The sequence below is a fragment of the Mycolicibacterium chubuense genome, assembly GCF_001044255.1.
GTDB lineage: Bacteria > Actinomycetota > Actinomycetes > Mycobacteriales > Mycobacteriaceae > Mycobacterium > Mycobacterium chubuense.
Map to the genome: position 1 here is coordinate 1 of NZ_JYNX01000076.1, position 16,695 is coordinate 16,695.

16 protein-coding genes and 1 pseudogene are annotated in these 16,695 nt (G+C 69.7%); 7 read left to right on the forward strand and 10 right to left on the reverse strand.

Features of this window, described 5'->3' with window-relative positions; all coding sequences use genetic code 11:
• Together MCHUDSM44219_RS25720 and MCHUDSM44219_RS25725 are read right to left on the reverse strand one after the other, a co-directional pair.
• On the reverse strand, positions 1-711 hold a 711-nt coding region (locus MCHUDSM44219_RS25720; protein ID WP_048421125.1), incomplete at its 3' end, for a coiled-coil domain-containing protein.
• Between the two features lie 152 nt (positions 712-863).
• Positions 864-1,112 carry a hypothetical protein gene (locus tag MCHUDSM44219_RS25725; RefSeq protein ID WP_048421112.1) on the reverse strand — a complete coding sequence of 83 codons (249 nt, stop codon included), beginning with the start codon at positions 1,110-1,112 and terminating at the stop codon, positions 864-866.
• 110 nt (positions 1,113-1,222) lie between these two features.
• On the opposite strand from MCHUDSM44219_RS25725, the pseudogene MCHUDSM44219_RS25730 reads away from it, so the two are divergent.
• Positions 1,223-3,013, forward strand: a pseudogene (locus MCHUDSM44219_RS25730) (DEDD exonuclease domain-containing protein); the annotation flags it as partial.
• On the opposite strand, the gene trpD reads toward MCHUDSM44219_RS25730, so the two are convergent.
• On the reverse strand, positions 2,951-3,979 hold the full coding sequence (trpD, locus tag MCHUDSM44219_RS29255; RefSeq protein ID WP_236695587.1) for an anthranilate phosphoribosyltransferase: 1,029 nt from the start codon (positions 3,977-3,979) through the stop codon (positions 2,951-2,953). The pseudogene MCHUDSM44219_RS25730 and the gene trpD overlap by 63 nt on opposite strands.
• A 122-nt stretch (positions 3,980-4,101) precedes the next feature.
• Between trpD and ctaE the strand changes: the two genes are divergently transcribed.
• The 4 genes from ctaE to qcrB are packed head-to-tail and all read left to right on the forward strand — an operon-like array spanning position 4,102 to position 8,487.
• Positions 4,102-4,713, forward strand: coding sequence for an aa3-type cytochrome oxidase subunit III (ctaE, locus tag MCHUDSM44219_RS25735; RefSeq protein WP_082162403.1), 612 nt, complete (start codon positions 4,102-4,104; stop codon positions 4,711-4,713).
• A gap of 41 nt (positions 4,714-4,754) precedes the next feature.
• Complete coding sequence (gene qcrC, locus MCHUDSM44219_RS25740; protein ID WP_048421115.1) at positions 4,755-5,567, forward strand: cytochrome bc1 complex diheme cytochrome c subunit; 813 nt, start codon at positions 4,755-4,757, stop codon at positions 5,565-5,567.
• On the forward strand, positions 5,564-6,796 hold the full coding sequence (gene qcrA, locus MCHUDSM44219_RS25745) for a cytochrome bc1 complex Rieske iron-sulfur subunit (RefSeq protein ID WP_048421116.1): 1,233 nt from the start codon (positions 5,564-5,566) through the stop codon (positions 6,794-6,796). Before qcrC ends, qcrA begins: the two co-directional genes overlap by 4 nt.
• On the forward strand, positions 6,793-8,487 hold the full coding sequence (gene qcrB, locus MCHUDSM44219_RS25750; RefSeq protein ID WP_048421117.1) for a cytochrome bc1 complex cytochrome b subunit: 1,695 nt from the start codon (positions 6,793-6,795) through the stop codon (positions 8,485-8,487). The genes qcrA and qcrB overlap by 4 nt, the downstream gene beginning before the upstream one ends.
• Positions 8,488-8,550: 63 nt before the next feature.
• Here the strand turns inward: qcrB and MCHUDSM44219_RS25755 are convergent, their stop codons facing one another.
• The 4 genes from MCHUDSM44219_RS25755 to ctaC form a co-directional block, all read right to left on the reverse strand.
• Positions 8,551-9,165, reverse strand: coding sequence for a DUF2561 family protein (locus MCHUDSM44219_RS25755; RefSeq protein WP_048421118.1), 615 nt, complete (start codon positions 9,163-9,165; stop codon positions 8,551-8,553).
• A 17-nt stretch (positions 9,166-9,182) separates the two neighbouring features.
• Complete coding sequence (locus tag MCHUDSM44219_RS25760; protein ID WP_048421119.1) at positions 9,183-10,043, reverse strand: MmpS family transport accessory protein; 861 nt, start codon at positions 10,041-10,043, stop codon at positions 9,183-9,185.
• Between the two features lie 178 nt (positions 10,044-10,221).
• Entirely contained in the window at positions 10,222-10,641 is a 420-nt protein-coding gene (locus MCHUDSM44219_RS25765) for a cytochrome c oxidase subunit 4 (RefSeq protein ID WP_048421120.1), read from the reverse strand.
• Between the two features lie 8 nt (positions 10,642-10,649).
• Positions 10,650-11,738 carry an aa3-type cytochrome oxidase subunit II gene (gene ctaC, locus MCHUDSM44219_RS25770; protein ID WP_201778178.1) on the reverse strand — a complete coding sequence of 363 codons (1,089 nt, stop codon included), beginning with the start codon at positions 11,736-11,738 and terminating at the stop codon, positions 10,650-10,652.
• A gap of 112 nt (positions 11,739-11,850) precedes the next feature.
• Between ctaC and asnB the strand changes: the two genes are divergently transcribed.
• Positions 11,851-13,782, forward strand: a complete 1,932-nt coding sequence (asnB, locus tag MCHUDSM44219_RS25775) for an asparagine synthase (glutamine-hydrolyzing) (protein ID WP_048421122.1) — start codon at positions 11,851-11,853, stop codon at positions 13,780-13,782.
• A gap of 16 nt (positions 13,783-13,798) precedes the next feature.
• On the opposite strand, the gene MCHUDSM44219_RS25780 is transcribed toward asnB, so the two are convergent.
• Positions 13,799-14,782, reverse strand: a complete 984-nt coding sequence (locus MCHUDSM44219_RS25780; protein ID WP_048421123.1) for a carbohydrate kinase family protein — start codon at positions 14,780-14,782, stop codon at positions 13,799-13,801.
• A 526-nt stretch (positions 14,783-15,308) separates the two neighbouring features.
• On the opposite strand from MCHUDSM44219_RS25780, the gene MCHUDSM44219_RS31845 reads away from it, so the two are divergent.
• A complete protein-coding gene (locus tag MCHUDSM44219_RS31845; RefSeq protein WP_461786659.1) occupies positions 15,309-15,581 on the forward strand; it encodes a DUF8174 domain-containing protein in 273 nt (90 codons plus the stop codon).
• A 1-nt stretch (position 15,582) separates the two neighbouring features.
• Here MCHUDSM44219_RS31845 and MCHUDSM44219_RS25790 read toward each other — a convergent pair whose 3' ends face one another.
• On the reverse strand, positions 15,583-15,960 hold the full coding sequence (locus MCHUDSM44219_RS25790; protein ID WP_048421124.1) for a HesB/IscA family protein: 378 nt from the start codon (positions 15,958-15,960) through the stop codon (positions 15,583-15,585).
• 90 nt (positions 15,961-16,050) lie between these two features.
• Positions 16,051-16,695: glycerate kinase (locus tag MCHUDSM44219_RS25795; RefSeq protein WP_048421126.1), on the reverse strand; the 645-nt coding region annotated here is incomplete at its 5' end.

A 16,695-nucleotide genomic window follows, 5' to 3' on the forward strand; every position in this document is an offset into this window, starting at 1 on the left:
GGCGAGGGTCGGCGCCTTCTCGGGTGCGGAGCCGGGGGCCGGCGGGGCGGGCGGCATCGCGGCGAGCGCCTCGCGCTGCGGCGGGGTCAACGCGTCGTAGCGGGACTTCACGATCGCGATCTGTACCTGCAGCTGGCTCTGCTTGGACTGCAGATCGGCGCGCACCGCGGCGGCCTGCTCGGCGGCGGTCTTGGCCTCCGACGCCGACGCGGCCGAGGCCTGCTCGGCGGCCTGGGCCTGCTTGCCGATCTCGAGGAAACGGCTCATCTGCGCCGACATCTCGTGGGCCATCGTCCGCTGGATCGAGAGCTGGTCGATCAGGCCCTGCGGCGAGGACGCGGTGAGCATCGCCTGGAAGCCCGAGGGCCGGCCCCCCATGTACTGGGCGGCGGCGAGGGTGTCGACCTTGCGCTGGAAGTCGGCCAGCTGCGCCTTGGCCGCATCGACGGCCGCGACGTCGTTGGTGTGCTTGACCTCCGCGGCCTGCTGGATCTCCAGCTTCTTGTTGAGGTCGAGCTGCGCGGAGTGCATCGCCTCCGTCGTCTGCTCGGCCTGCCGGGAGAGTTCGTTCAGCTTGGTCAGCGCGTCGTCGGCGGGATCGGCATGACCCGGTCCGGCGAAGACGGCGCCGAGCATGACCAAGAAGGCCAGTGCACTGATGACGGGTCGCCGGGAACGGCTGGAACTCCGGTGCGCGCGGTCGAGCGTCAAGGTTTATGCGTCCTTCAACTGCCGTAACGAGCCGTCTCGAACTCTCTTAGGTCTCAGACAGGTTACGAAACGGCATCGGCCTTGTCCAACAGGAGACGCAAATTTAACAGTTGCTCCTGTGGTGCGTGGGACACGGGTGACGCCGCGTGTCTTCAGGCAACCCCCGAGCTGCCGTGCCGGTGGATCGGAACCAACCGCAATCGCGGCGCCAGGCCCACTTCGGCCAGGACTTCCAGCGCGCGACGCTCGTCGACCAGCAAAGTTTCGGGCACGCCGAGCAGAACGCTGACGACGCAGTCCTGACAGCCGGGTCCCCGCACCGCGCAGTCGTCGCAGTCGATCGTCACGGTCTCCGTGTCGGCCGGACCGGAGCCCTCGCCCGGTGGTTGTTCGTGTGCCATCGCACCCGCCTCTCATCGCAGTCGAGCGCACGGTATCGACACCGACCGACAAGTGCGGGCGGGCCGCGTTTCTCCCCGGACTTGTCGGCGCCGCCGCCTACGGTCGGCGCATGGGTCAGCTCAGCTTCGCCGACGTTGACCCCGGCGCCGACCTGACGCTGCGCGAAACCACCTTCGTGGTCGTCGATCTGGAGACGACTGGCGGGCGCTCCAGCGGCGACCGGCACGACGAGATCACCGAGATCGGCGCGGTGAAGGTGCGGGCCGGGGAGGTGCTCGGCGAGTTCGCGACGCTCGTCGACCCGGGCCGCGCGATCCCGCCGCAGATCGTCGCGCTCACCGGCATCACGACGGCGATGGTCTACGACGCGCCCCGCATCGACGCGGTGCTGCCGGCGTTCCTCGAATTCGCCCGCGGCGCAGTGCTCGTCGCGCACAACGCCGGTTTCGACATCGGTTTCCTGCGCGCAGCCGCCGAACGCAACCACATCCCGTGGCCCAAGCCGCCCGTGCTGTGCACCGTGCGGCTGGCGCGCCGCGTGCTGACCCGCGACGAGGCGCCCAGCGTGCGGCTGTCCGCGCTGGCGCAGCTGTTCGGCGCGGCCACCACGCCCAACCACCGCGCCCTCGCCGACGCCCGGGCCACGGTGGACGTGCTGCACGGGCTGATCGAGCGGGTCGGCAACCAGGGCGTGCAGACCTACACCGAGCTGCGGTCCTACCTGCCCGATGTGAGCCCGGCCCAGCGTCGCAACCGCCACCTGGCCCGGTCGCTGCCGCGCGCCCCCGGCGTGTACCTGTTCCGCGGCCCCTCGGCCGAGGTGCTCTACGTCGGCACCGCGGTGGACCTGCGGCGCCGCGTCGGCCAGTACTTCAACGGCGCCGATCCGCGCACGCGGATGAAGGAGATGGCCTCACTGGCCACCGCGGTCGACCACGTCGAGTGCGCCCACGACCTCGAGGCCGGGGTGCGGGAGCTGCGGCTGCTGGCCGCCCACGCGCCGCCCTACAACCGCCGCTCGAAGTTCCCGCACCGCTGGTGGTGGGTGACGCTCACCGACGAGGCGTTCCCCCGGTTCACCGTGGTGCGGGCACCGCGCACCGGCACCGCGATCGGACCGTTCCGCGCCCGCGCCGACGCCGCCGACGCCGCCGACCTGATCGCCCGGTTCACCGGGGTGCGCACCTGCACCCGACGACTGCCCCGGTCGGCCGTGCACGGGCCCGCCTGCCCGGAACTCGAGGTGTCCCCCTGCCCCGCGGTGCGGGGCGCGGATCCGGACGACTACGCCGCCGCCGTGCGTGACGCGCAGGCGCTCCTCGACGGCCGGAGCGGGCAGGCACTGACCGCGATGCTCGCCCACATCGACGACCTCGCCGGACGCCACCGCTACGAGACCGCGGCGCGGATGCGCGACCGCGCGGCAGCGACCATCGACGTGCTCTGGCGCGGCCAGCGGCTCCGGGCCCTGTCGGGCATCGGCGAACTGATCGCCGCCCGCCCCGACGGCGCACGCGGCTGGCACCTCGCGGTGATCCGCCACGGACAACTCGCCGCCGCCGGGGCGGCGCCCCGTGGGGTACCGCCGATGCCGGTCGTCGACGCGCTGTGCGCGGCCGCGCAGACCGTGCTGCCCACCGACGGGCCGCACGGCGGCGCACTGGTCGAGGAGATCGCGCTGATCGCGCGGTGGCTGAGCCACCCGGGGGTGCGGATCGTGCGCACCGACACCGGCTACTCCTCACCGATCGGCGCGGCGGGCCGGTGGGCGGGCTGGGCGGCGTCGGCCCGCTCGGCGCGGGTGGCGGCTGAGCAGCTGGCCGAACAGTTCGACGGGTCAGAACTGCTGGGTGAGCCGCGCCCAACGCGAGAGCAGGTCTTCGGCCGCCCCGGAGTCGATCGCCTCCTTGGCGCGCGCGAGCCCGGACTCCCAGGCCGGGACCCACTTGGCGTCGCTGGATAGGCCGGCGTGGGCGACGAGCGCGCCCGCGGCGTTGAGCACCACCGCGTCGCGGACCGGCCCATGCGCGCCGCCGAGCACCGAGCGGGCCTCGGCCGCGTTGGTCTCGGCGTCCCCGCCGACGAGTTCGGAGATGTGGGCCCGCGCGAAGCCGAACGCGGCCGGATCGAACCGCAGCCGCTCCACGGTGCCGGCTTGCACCCGCCAGATCGTGCTCGTCGTCGTCGTGGTCAGCTCGTCGAGGCCGTCGTCGCCGTGCACCACCAGCACGCTGGCCCCGCGGGTGGCGAACACCTCGGCCATCACCTCGGCCAGTTCGGCCCACGCGCACCCGATCAGCCCCGCCCGCGGACTCGCCGGATTGGTCAGCGGACCGAGCAGGTTGAACACCGTCGGCACCCCGATCTCGCGGCGCGCCGCCCCGGCGTGCCGATACGACGGGTGGAACTGCGGGGCGAACGCGAAGCCGATGCCCACCTCGGCCACGCAGCGCGCCACCTCCTCGGGGCCCAGGTCGATGCGCACTCCGAGTGCCTCGAGGGTGTCGGCCCCGCCAGACAGCGACGACGCCGCGCGGTTGCCGTGCTTGACCACCTTCACCCCGGCGGCGGCCACCACGATCGACGCCATCGTGGACAGATTCACGGTGTTCGCGCCGTCGCCGCCGGTGCCGACCACATCCACGGTGTCGGTACCGATGGTGTCGGTCGGCACTCGCCGGGCGTGCTTGAGCATGATGTCGGCGAGCTCGGCGACCTCGGCCGACGTGGGGCGCTTCATCTTCATCGACACGCCGAATCCGGCGATCTGGGCGGGGGTCGCTTCGCCCGTCATGATCTGGTCCATCGCCCAGCCCGCCTGCCCGGGCAGCAGCGACTGGTTGGTGGTCAGCCTGCCGAGGATCATCGGCCACGTCGGGGCGGCCGCGGACGGCTCGTGCTGTGCGGGAGCGGAAGTCACGACGCGATTATGACGAATTGCTCGACCCGGGTGGAGTTCGACAACTACAAAGCGTCATACTTGCTGTTGTGACGAGCGCTGTAGGGACCTCGGGAACCGCCATCACGTCGCGAGTGCATTCGCTGAACCGTCCGAACATGGTCAGTGTCGGCACGATCGTGTGGCTTTCCAGTGAGTTGATGTTCTTTGCTGGACTGTTCGCGATGTACTTCACGGCCCGCGCTCAGGCCGGAGGCGATTGGCCGCCGGAACCGACCAAGCTGAACCTGGCCCTCGCGGTGCCGGTGACCCTGGTGCTGATCGCCTCGTCGTTCACCTGCCAGATGGGTGTCTTCGCCGCCGAGCGCGGCGACGTGTTCGGTCTGCGCCGCTGGTACCTGCTGACGTTCGCGATGGGTGCGTTCTTCGTCGCCGGTCAGGGCTACGAGTACTACCACCTGGTCCACGAGGGCACCACGATCCCGGGCAGCGCGTACGGCACCGTCTTCTACCTCGCCACCGGCTTCCACGGCCTGCACGTCATCGGCGGCCTGATCGCGTTCATCCTGCTGCTGATGCGCACCCGGATGAGCAAGTTCACCCCCGCCCAGGCCACTGCGGCGATCGTCGTGTCCTACTACTGGCACTTCGTCGACATCGTCTGGATCGCCCTGTTCGCCGTCATCTACTTCGTGCGATGACGACACCGAAGTCTCACAACCCGCAGATGAGAAGGGGTTCGATGACAAGCAAGTCCCGACGCCGGTTGCGCCGGCGCGTCTCGGCGGCACTGTTGCTGCTGATCGGACTGGCAGTGGCCGGTGGCCTGGCGGCCACCTTCACGCCGACGCCGCAGGTGGCGGTCGCCGACGAATCGGCGTCGGCCATGCTGCGCACCGGCCAACAGCTCTACGAGACCTCGTGCGTGTCCTGCCACGGTCTGAACCTGCAGGGCGTCGAGCAGCGCGGTCCCAGCCTCATCGGCGTCGGCGAGGCCGCGGTGTACTTCCAGGTGGCAACGGGCCGGATGCCGGCGATGCGCGGCGAGGCGCAGGCTCAGCGCAAGGACCCGGCGTTCGACGAGTCCCAGATCGACGCGCTCGGCGCCTACATCCAGGCCAATGGCGGCGGACCGGTGGTCCCCCGCGACGAGAACGGCCAGATCGCCTCGCAGTCGCTGATCGGCAACGACGTCGCCCGCGGCGGTGACCTGTTCCGGCTGAACTGCGCGTCGTGCCACAACTTCACCGGTAAGGGCGGCGCCCTCTCGTCGGGCAAGTACGCCCCCGACCTGGGCGACGCGGCCAAGGTGCCCGCGCAGGTCTACACCGCGATGCTGACCGGCCCGCAGAACATGCCGAAGTTCGGCGACCGCCAGCTCTCGCCCGACGAGAAGCGCGACATCGTCGCCTACGTCCGCGAGGCAGCGGAGACCCCGTCGCCCGGCGGTCTCGGGCTGGGCGGCTTCGGCCCCACCTCTGAGGGCATGGTCGCGTGGATCGTCGGCATGGTGGCCATCATCGCGGCCGCCCTCTGGATCGGAGCACGGGCATGAGCGACGCCACCGGTACCGAACGGGGCCATGAGGAGGGCACCGTGAAGGGCACGGACTCGCCGGGACAGAAGGGTGATCCCGGCCAGCCGACCGACGCCCAACTCGCCGAGATGTCGCAGCAGGAACTGCTCGAACTCGGCGGCAAGCTCGACGGTGTCGAGATCGTCTACAAGGAGCCGCGCTGGCCCATCCCGGGCACCAAGGCCGAGAAGCGTGCCGAGCGGACCGTCGCGTATTGGCTTCTGCTGGCCGGTGTCTCAGGCCTGGCGCTGCTACTGGTCTTCCTGTTCTGGCCCTGGGAGTACAAGCCGTTCGGGTCCGAGGGTGAATTCCTGTACTCGCTGGCGACCCCGCTCTACGGTCTGACGTTCGGCCTGTCGGTGCTCGCCATCGGCATCGGCGCGGTGCTGTTCCAGAAGAAGTTCATCCCCGAGGAGATCTCGATCCAGGAGCGCCACGACGGCGCCTCCCCCGAGCTGCACCGCCGGACCGTCGCGGCCAACCTCGGCGATGCGCTGGAGGGCTCGACGCTCAAGCGCCGCAAGCTGATCGGGCTGTCGCTGGGCATCGGCTTCGGCGCGTTCGGCCTGGGCACGTTGGTCGCGTTCATGGGTGGTCTGATCAAGAACCCGTGGAAGCCGGTCGTCCCGACCGCCGAGGGCATGAAGGCCGTGCTGTGGACGTCGGGCTGGACGCCGAGGTTCACGGGCGAGACGATCTATCTGGCGCGGGCCACCGGCCGTCCCGGCGAGTCGCCGTTCGTGAAGATGCGTCCCGAGGACCTCGACGCGGGCGGCATGGAGACGGTGTTCCCGTGGCGCGAATCCGATGGCGACGGCACCACCGTGGAGTCCGAGCACAAGCTCACCGAGATCGCGATGGGCGTGCGTAACCCGGTCATGCTGATCCGCATCCGGCCGGGCGACATGTCCCGCGTGGTCAAGCGCAAGGGCCAGGAGAGCTTCAACTTCGGCGAGCTGTTCGCCTACACCAAGGTCTGTTCGCACCTGGGCTGCCCCTCGTCGCTGTACGAGCAGCAGACCTACCGCATCCTGTGCCCGTGCCACCAGTCGCAGTTCGACGCGCTGCACTTCGCACGACCCATTTTCGGACCGGCGGCCCGCGCCCTGGCGCAGCTTCCGATCACGATCGACAAAGACGGCTACCTTGTAGCTAACGGGGATTACATCGAACCCGTCGGACCGGCATTCTGGGAGCGCACGTCATGAGCCCACGACTCGATATGGCCGAGATCGCCGCCAAGCAGGGCGACGCGATCGACTCGCGATACCACCCCTCGGCTGCGGTCCGCCGCCAGCTGAACAAGGTGTTCCCGACCCACTGGTCATTCCTGCTCGGTGAGATCGCGATGTACAGCTTCATCGTGCTGCTGCTCACCGGGGTGTGGCTGACCCTGTTCTTCGACCCGTCGATGAGCCACGTCGTGTACGACGGCGTCTACCAGCCGCTGCGCGGTGTGGGTATGTCGCGGGCGTACGAGACCGCGCTGGACATCAGCTTCGAGATCCGCGGCGGCCTGTTCGTCCGGCAGGTCCACCACTGGGCGGCGCTGCTGTTCGCCGCGTCGATCATGGTGCACCTGGCGCGCATCTTCTTCACCGGCGCGTTCCGCCGTCCCCGCGAGGCGAACTGGGTGATCGGCTCGCTGCTGCTGATCCTCGCGATGTTCGAGGGATTCTTCGGCTACTCGCTGCCCGACGACCTGCTCTCCGGCACCGGTATCCGCGCGGCGCTGTCGGGCATCACGATGGGCATCCCGATCGTCGGCACCTGGATGCACTGGGCGCTGTTCGGCGGCGACTTCCCCGGCGAAATCCTGATCCCCCGCCTGTACGCGCTGCACATCCTGCTGATCCCCGGGATCATCCTGGCGCTCATCGGTGTCCACCTGGCGCTGGTCTGGTTCCAGAAGCACACCCAGTTCCCCGGCCCGGGCCGCACCGAGACCAACGTCGTCGGTGTGCGCGTCATGCCGGTGTTCGCGGTCAAGTCCGGCGCGTTCTTCGCCGTGACGGTCGGCATCCTCGGCCTGATGGGCGGTCTGCTGCAGATCAACCCGATCTGGGTGCTGGGGCCGTACAAGCCATCGCAGGTGTCGGCGGGCAGCCAGCCCGACTTCTACATGATGTGGACCGACGGCCTGATCCGTCTGTGGCCGGCATGGGAGTTCTACCCCTTCGGCCACACCATTCCGCAGGGCGTATGGGTGGCCGTCGGTATGGGCCTGGTGTTCATGCTGCTGATCGCCTACCCGTTCCTGGAGAAGAAGTTCTCCGGCGACGACGCCCACCACAACCTGTTGCAGCGTCCGCGTGACGCACCGACGCGCACCGCGATCGGCGCGGCGGCGATCGCGCTGTACATCGTGCTGACCTTCGCGTGCATGAACGACATCATCGCGCTGAAGTTCCACATCTCGCTGAACGCGACGACGTGGATCGGCCGCATCGGCATGGTGGTGCTGCCCGCGATCGTCTACTACCTCGCCTACCGCTGGGCGGTGTCGCTGCAGCGCAGTGACCGCGAGGTGCTCGAGCACGGCATCGAGACCGGCATCATCAAGCGGCTGCCGCACGGTGCCTACATCGAGCTGCACCAGCCGTTGGGTCCGGTCGACGAGCACGGCCACGCCATCCCGCTCGAGTACCAGGGCGCAGCACTGCCCAAGCGGATGAACAAGCTGGGCTCGGCGGGCGCTCCCGGTACGGGCAGCTTCCTCAGTGCCGATCCCGTCTCCGAGCACGAGGCGCTCACCGAGGCGGCCCATGCGTCCGAACGCAGGGCGATCACCGCGCTGCGCGAACGTCTGAGCACGAACGGCTCGTCCAACGGCCACGGCAACGGGTCGTCCAACGGGCACGGCAACGGCAACGGCTCGTCCGGAAACGGTCACCACTGACCGGCACACCACCTGAGAAGATCCGCCCCGGCTTCGGCCGGGGCGGATTTTTTGTGGGGAGGATCAATCCTCGGTGTGGGTGCGCAGCTCGCGCAGGAAATACACGGGGATCGCGATCATGCCGAGCGTGACGACGCCGGCCGCCCCGTATAACACCCAGGACGCGACATCGTTCTCGGCGGCCATCAGGTAGGTCGCGACGCCGATCAGCAGCGTGGCGACGCCCATCGCGCAGCCCAGCGACGCGGCGCCGCGCAGCCACAGCCGGTCGACCTCCGGGGACGACGTCGGCGCGGGTGCGCGCAGCGCCGTCGCAGCGGGCGTGACCGCCCGGATCTTCTCGGTGGGCGCCTCGGTCCCCCGGGCGGGTGCCGACGGCTCTGCAGCGCGCTCAGGGGCCCGGGAGACCGGTTCGGTGTCCCGGCGCGCATCACGGCGCGCCCGCAGCAGCAGCGGCACCGCCGCGACGATGATGGCCGCCGAGACCCCGATGACGACATACAGGAACCAGGGGGTGCCGGAGTCCCCGCCGCCGTCGGTGCGGCCGTGCGCGAGGTCGACCAGGGCCACCGTCGCGGCCACGCCCGCCCCGAGGGCAGCGAGCCAGACGGCCGCGCAGCTGCCGAGCAGGATGCGATCGGTGCGGTCGGGGGTGTATTCGGCGGCAGGAGTCGTCATCAGTGGTGGGTCTCGGCCTAGCAGCTGGTCTGGGCGGTGTTGTTGGAGTTGGAGGACAGCACCGTGCCGTCGCTGGTGGTGATCGAGCAGTTCAGCCGGCTGACCAGGAACAGGCTGGAGGCCTGCACCGAGCCGACCTCGGACTGCGAGATCGGGGTGACCGTCAGCGACCACGGGATGTAGACGTTGCGCTGGGTGCGGCTGCGCCCCGACGCGTCGATGTAGGTCACCGTGATGATGTCGCCGGGCGCTTTGGTGCCGGTCACCGAGTAGGTGACCTGGCGCGGGCCCGCCCGCGTCGTGGTCGGCGGCGGAGGCGGCGCCTCACTGGTCGTCGGCGGCGGAGGCGGCGGGGGCTCCTCGGTGGCCGGCGGCGGGGGCGGCGGCTCGGTCACCGTCACCGTCTCCGGCGGCGGAGGCGGGGGCTCCTCGGTCGTGGGCGGAGGCGGCGGCGGCGGAGGGGGCGGCGTCGTGGTGGTGATCTCGTCCTGCACCGGCGGCGGCGCGCTGGTGGTGGTCTCCGGCGTCGCGAGCGTGTCGGTCTCGGTGCGGGTCACCAGCACCGAGACGGACACCACGAGCGCCACGGCCGCGACGATGGCCACCACGCCGACGACCCACGGCCAGCGCGGCGGCTCCTGCGCCTCGACCGGTTCCGCGGGGGCATCGTAGTTGTCGTAGTCGTACAGGGAGGAGTCGCCGGCGACGTACGGCGCGCTGACGAACTGCTCGGACTCCGGTGCGGAGTAGGCCCGGGAGTAGAAGTCGGTCGCGCCGGTGCCCGGGTCATTGGCGCTGTCGCCGACGCCGGGGACTTCCTGCGTCGGTTCATCCGGGGAGGGCCGGTCCCCCGGGTCCTCGCCTTTCGGCCCGCTCATGTGCGTCTATCCTTCTCGCCGGCTTCTCCGGCGCCGACGGCCACCTTCGGCGGCTCACGGCGCGTCGGCAACACTACCCAACGCGGGGTCTGCGGCGAGCGGTCGTGCGCCGGTGGCGCACCAACTCATGTCCGGATTGTGACCTTGCATCCGACCCCTGCGTCGAAGTCGCGGGGCCTCAGTGCTTCTCGGGCCCGGTGTGGTATTCGAAGACCAGCCCGGACACCGTGGTCAGCACGAAGCACACGCCCGCGACGATCAGCCACGGCAGCCACAGCGCCATGCCGACCGCGGTGACCGACGCCGACAGCGCGATCATCACCGGCCACCAGCTGTGCGGGCTGTAGAAGCCCAGCTCGCCGGCGCCGTCGGCGATCTCGGCGTCCTCGTAGTCCTCGGGGCGGGTGTCGAGGCGACGCGCCACGAAGCGGAAGAACGTGCCGGTGATCAGCGTCAGGCCGGTCGTCAGCACCAGCGCGGTGGTGCCGGCCCATTCCACGCCGCCGGTGGCGAACAGCGCCGTCAGCACGGCGTACACCACCGATGCCAGTGCGAAGAACGCCGTCAGGAACTCGAACAACCGGGCTTCGATATGCATGTGCTGTCCTACCTGCTCGCCTGGGGAACGCCGGCCTGCTCGCCGCGCCGCGTGTCGAACGGCCTGGTGGTGGTGGCCACCGGTGACTGGTTGATCGCCTGCAGCGCCTCGGCGTTGGTCTTGCCGGCGATCCGCTGGTCCATGTAGGCCTTGAAGTCGTTGGGCTCAACGACGCGCAGCTCGAAGTTCATCATCGAGTGATAGGTGCCGCACATCTCGGTGCAGCGCCCGACGAACGCGCCGGTCTGGTTGATCTCGCTGACCTGGAAGATGTTGTCGGAGTTGTTCTCCTTGGGGTTGGGCATGACGTCCCGCTTGAACAGGAACTCGGGAACCCAGAACCCGTGGATCACGTCGGCCGAGGCGATCTGGAATTCGATGCGCTTGCCGGACGGCACCACCAGGACCGGGATCTCGGTGGACGAGCCCAGCGTCTCGACCTTGTCGAAGTTGAGGTAGGTGCGGTCCTCGGGGTTCAGGCCGCGGATCGCGCCGACGCGCTCCTCGCCGTTCTCGTAGGTGCCCTCCGGCTTGGACGTCATCGCCTGCTTGCGGGCGTCGTCGGCGCCGTCGTAGGTGAAGGTGCCGTCGGCGAAGTTGATCTTCTGGTAGCCGAACTTCCAGTTCCACTGGAACGCGGTGACGTCGATCACGACGTCGGGGTTCGGCTCCTTGTGCAGCATCTTCTCCTGCACGACGACGGTGAAGTAGAAGAGCACCGAGATGATGAGGAACGGCGTCACCGTCAGGGCGAGTTCCAGCGGCATGTTGTAGCCGAACTGGCGGGGCAGTTCCTGATCGCCCTTCTTCTTGCGGTGGAACGCCACGGTCCAGAACAGCAGGACGTAGACGATGGCACCGACGACGAGCGCGGCGATCACCGAACCAATCCACAGTTCCCGGTTGAGATGGGCTTCCGGGGTGATGCCCTTGGGCCAGCCGAGGCCGAGCACCTCAGACCAGCTGCACCCACTGAGCAGGACCGTTGTCCCACCCAGGAGCAGGGACAACGCCACCAACTTCAGGCCGCGAGCGGGCACGTTGGCGCCTCCTACCAAGTCGATCGACCGCCGGACGGTCAGACGGCTGCACTGAATACTACGCAGCGTAGACCACCCGGTCGGAGCGCGGCGAAGCGACTGGGGAATGTCACCATCGCGCCCTGCGGGCCGGTCGGAACCCGCGCCGCCGATTCGGCATACTGGCGCGGTGTGCGGACTGCTGGCGATGGTGACCGACCCTGCCCATGAGGTCTCTCCCAGCCTCGTCGAGGCGGTCTCCGGCGCCAGCCACCTGATGCGTCACCGCGGTCCCGACGAGCCGGGGACCTGGAACGACGACCGTGTGGTGCTCGGGTTCAACCGGCTCTCGATCATCGACATCGCCCACAGCCACCAGCCGCTGCGCTGGGGTCCGGCCGAGTCGCCCGACCGCTACGTGCTGGTGTTCAACGGCGAGATCTACAACTACCTGGAGCTGCGTGAGGCGCTGCGCGCCGAGCACGGCGCGGTGTTCCACACCGACGGTGACGGCGAGGCCATCATCGCGGCCTACCACCACTGGGGTACCGAGGCCCTGACCCGGCTGCGCGGCATGTTCGCGTTCGCGCTGTGGGACACCATCGAGCAGGAACTGTTCTGCGCGCGCGACCCGTTCGGCATCAAGCCGCTCTACCTCGCCACCGGCCCCGGCGGCACCGTCGTCGGCAGCGAGAAGAAGTGTCTGCTCGACCTGGCCGCGGAACTCGGCATCGACCTGACGATCGACGAGCGCGCGGTGCAGCACTACACGGTGCTGCAATACGTGCCGGAGCCCGAGACGCTGCAGAAGGGCATCCGCCGCCTCGAGTCCGGCAGCTACGCCCGGGTGCGGCCCGGCGGCACGCCGGAAGTGACGCGGTACTTCACGCCGCGGTTCGCCGCCGTGCCCTTTCCCGCCGGCGGCGAGCAGGCCCGCTATGACGAGATCACCGCGGTGCTCGAGGACTCGGTGGCCAAGCACATGCGCGCCGACGTCACCGTGGGTGCGTTCCTGTCCGGTGGCATCGACTCGACGGCGATCGCGGCGCTGGCGATGCGCCACAACCCCCGGCTCATCACGTTCACCACCGGCTTCGAGCGCGAAGGTTTCTCGGAGGTCGACGTCGCTGTCGCCTCGGCCGAGGCCATCGGCGCCCGGCACGTCACGAAGGTGGTCAGCCAGGCCGAGTTCGTGGCAGCGCTACCCGAGATCGTCTGGTACCTCGACGAGCCGGTGGCCGACCCGGCGCTCGTGCCGCTGTACTTCATCGCCCGCGAGGCCCGCAAGCACGTCAAGGTGGTGCTGTCCGGCGAAGGCGCCGACGAGCTGTTCGGCGGCTACACGATCTACCGGGAGCCGTTGTCGCTCAAGCCGTTCGACTATCTGCCACGCGGGCTGCGCAAGTCGGTGGGCCGGATGGCACAGCCGCTGCCCGAGGGGATGCGAGGCAAGAGCCTGCTGCACCGCGGATCGCTGAGCCTCGAAGAGCGCTACTACGGCAACGCGCGCAGCTTCTCCGACGCGCAGTTGCGCGCCGTGCTGCCCAGGTTCCGGCCCGACTGGACGCACACCGACGTCACCGCGCCGGTGTACGCGCAATCGGCGGGCTGGGATCCGGTGGCCCGGATGCAGCACATCGACCTGTTCACCTGGTTGCGCGGCGACATCCTGGTCAAGGCCGACAAGATGACGATGGCGAACTCGCTGGAACTGCGGGTGCCGTTCCTCGATCCCGAGGTGTTCGCGGTGGCCTCCCGGCTGCCCTACGACCAGAAGATCACCCGGGCGACGACGAAGTACGCGCTGCGCCGGGCGCTCGAGCCGATCATCCCGCCGCACGTGCTGCACCGGCCCAAACTGGGCTTCCCCGTGCCGATCCGGCACTGGCTGCGGGCCGGCGAACTTCAGGACTGGGCGTACGAGATGATCGCCTCGTCAGGTGCCGGCGAGCTGGTCGACGTGCCCGCGGTGCGCGCCATGCTCGACGAACACCGGACGGGCGCAAGCGATCACAGCCGCCGGCTGTGGACGGTGCTGATCTTCATGCTGTGGCACGCGATCTTCGTCGAACACAGCGTCGTCCCGCAGATCAGCGAGCCGACCTACCCGGTCCAGCTCTAGGCCAGCGCCGCCTCCGCTAGCTGTCGGCGGCAAGCGCCTCCGCGATCTCCCGGCCGGCCTCGTCGCCATAGGCGTCGGACAGCCGCGTGACGGCGCTGTCCCGGTCCCATGTCCATTCCTGCGGGCCGGGCGCTTCCAGCACCAGCGTGGCCACCAGAGACGCCAGCTGCGCCGCCCGCTCCAGCGGCAGGCCCGCATCGCGGCCGGTGAGGAACCCGGCGCGGAAGGCATCACCGATGCCGGTCGGGTCTTCCTTGCGGGTCTCGGGAACCACGTCGACGTGGACGAAGGTCCCGTCCCGGCCGACCAGGTCCACGCCCTTCTCGCCGAGAGTGGTGACGCGCAACTGGATCTGGCCCATCACCTCGGCCTCCGACCAGCCGGATTTCTGCAGCAGCAGATCCCACTCGTAGTCGTTGGTGAACAGATAGGTGGCGCCGTCGATCAGCCGGCGGATCTCGTCGCCGGACAGCCGGGCCAGCTGCTGGCTCGGGTCGGCGGCGAACGCCAGCCCCAGCGAGCGGCACTCCTCGGTGTAGAGGAACATCGCCTCGGGGTCGTTGGCGCCGATGATCACCAGATCCGGTGTGCCCGTGCGCTCGACGACGTCGGCCAGCTTGATGGTGCGGGCCTCCGACATCGCACCGGGATAGAACGACGCGATCTGGGCCATGTCCTCGTCGGTGGTGCAGACGAAGCGCGCCGTGTAGGCCGAATCCGACACCAGCACCGCGTCGCAGTTCACCCCGGCCGAGGTGAGCCACTCGCGGTAGTCGTCGAAATCGCTGCCCACCGCACCGACCAGCGTCGGACGGCCACCCAGCACGCCCATCGCGTAGGCCATGTTGCCCGCGACGCCGCCCCGGTGCATCACCAGATCGTCGACGAGGAAGCTCAGCGACACCTTCTGCAGGTGGTCGGCGAGCAGCTGCTCGGAGAATCGGCCCGGGAAACGCATCAGATGATCGGTCGCGATCGATCCGGTCACAGCAATGGTCACGCAGTTCCACCCTTCATGAATTCACCCATACCTTAACGGCGGCGTCTTCGCTCACCGGAGCAGCGTGCGCCCGTGCGCTAACCTGCCTATGAGTGCCCGTACGGGCCACTGTAGAGGCACACACCATCCACCGACCTGCCCGGGAGCTCATGTATGACTGGTCCCTACCCGCCCCCGTACGGCGCCGGACCAGCAGGACCCCCGATGTATCCGGACGGTTTCGGCCAGCAGCCGGGCGCCCCGAAGCCCTATCCCGACGCCGGATTCGGTGCTGCCTATCCGGGCACGCTGCCGCCGCCGGTCCCCTATCCGCCGCGCCGGCGCCGCCGCTGGGTCGTCGCTGCGGTGGCCGCGCTCGCCGTGCTGGTCGTCGCGGGCGTGATCACCGCGATCGTGCTGACCCGCGGTGGCAACGAGACCTCGCAGGGCGGCGCACTCACCGAGGCGTCNCGATGACCACCAGGTGCTGGCCATCATCGACGCCGAGACCGTTGCGCGGCACACGCTGTGCGGGCTGTTCGATGCGGTGAAGGAGCGCCGCTCGGATCTCGCGCTGGCGAGCCTGTCCAGTGACGCCTTCCGCAAGCAGTACAGCAGCGCTCAGGTGACGTCGATCGACAAGATGGTGCTGGCTTCGCCGACGCAGGCGCAGGTGCTGTTCACGATGCGGGTGACGCCGGAGAGCCGGTCGTCACGCAGCCAGCCGGAAGCCGACGAGCAGGCCGTGGCCCAGCTGTTGTCGGTCGACAACGAGGTGCTGGTGTGTTCCTACCTGCCGCGCACGGCCGGGCAGTACTAGCTCAGTTGAACGAGTCGCCGCAGGCGCACGACCCGGTGGCGTTGGGGTTGTCGATGGTGAAGCCCTGCTTCTCGATCGTGTCGACGAAGTCGATGCTGGCGCCCTGCACGTAGGGGGCGCTCATCCGGTCCACCGTCAGGTTGACGCCGCCGAACTGCACCGTCAGGTCACCGTCGAGGGTGCGGTCGTCGAAGAACAGGTTGTACCGCAGCCCCGCGCAACCGCCCGGCTGCACCGCGATCCGCAGCGCCAGGTCGTCACGACCCTCCTGGTCGAGCAGTGCCTTCGCCTTGGCGGCCGCAGCGTCCGTCAGGATCACGCCGTGTTGGGTGTCGGTGGCCTGTCCTGCCTGCACTGCCGACTCGTCCTGAACAGTCATGAAATCTCCTGTGTGGATGTACGTGGGTGAGGCCCCGAGCGCCGTGACCCCACGCGTTCAACGGTACCTTGTCGCGGCGCTATTCCCCATCTACTCCCAGGTTGCCGCCACCGCGCTGGTGAGCCCGGTGAGCTGGTCGGCCGCGTCGTCGATCGCCCGCTGCACCGATCCGGCGTGGACGGCGACCGAGTGGGCAGCGGCGATGCCGGCGGCCCGCAGCTCGGCGTCGGGCAGTGTCACCTGACCGGCGAGGACGAGGACGGGGACGCCGCGCCGCCGGGCTCCGGCGGCCAGGGCGCTGACCACCTTGCCGTGCAGGGACTGGTCGTCGAACCGGCCCTCACCGGTGATGACCAGGTCGGCGGCGTCCAGGTCGGCGTCCAGGCCGGTGTGTTCGGCGATGATCGCCGCGCCGGATTCCCGGCTAGCGCCCAGCGCGAGCAGTGCCGCACCCAGTCCGCCGGCCGCCCCGGCGCCGGGGTCGTCGCGGATCGGGCGGCCCGCGGCGGCATCGAGATGCTGCGCCCATGCGGTCAGCCGGTCCTCGAGGGCGGCGACGGTCGCCGGGTCGGCGCCCTTCTGCGGCCCGAACACCGCCGCGGCGCCGCGCGGCCCGAGCAGCGGGTGTTCGACGTCGCTGGCGGCGATGAGCTCGATCCCGGCGAGCCGCTCACGGGCCGCGTCGAGCCCGCCCAGGGCGTCGATCATGCCGCGACCGCCGTCGGTGCTGCCGCT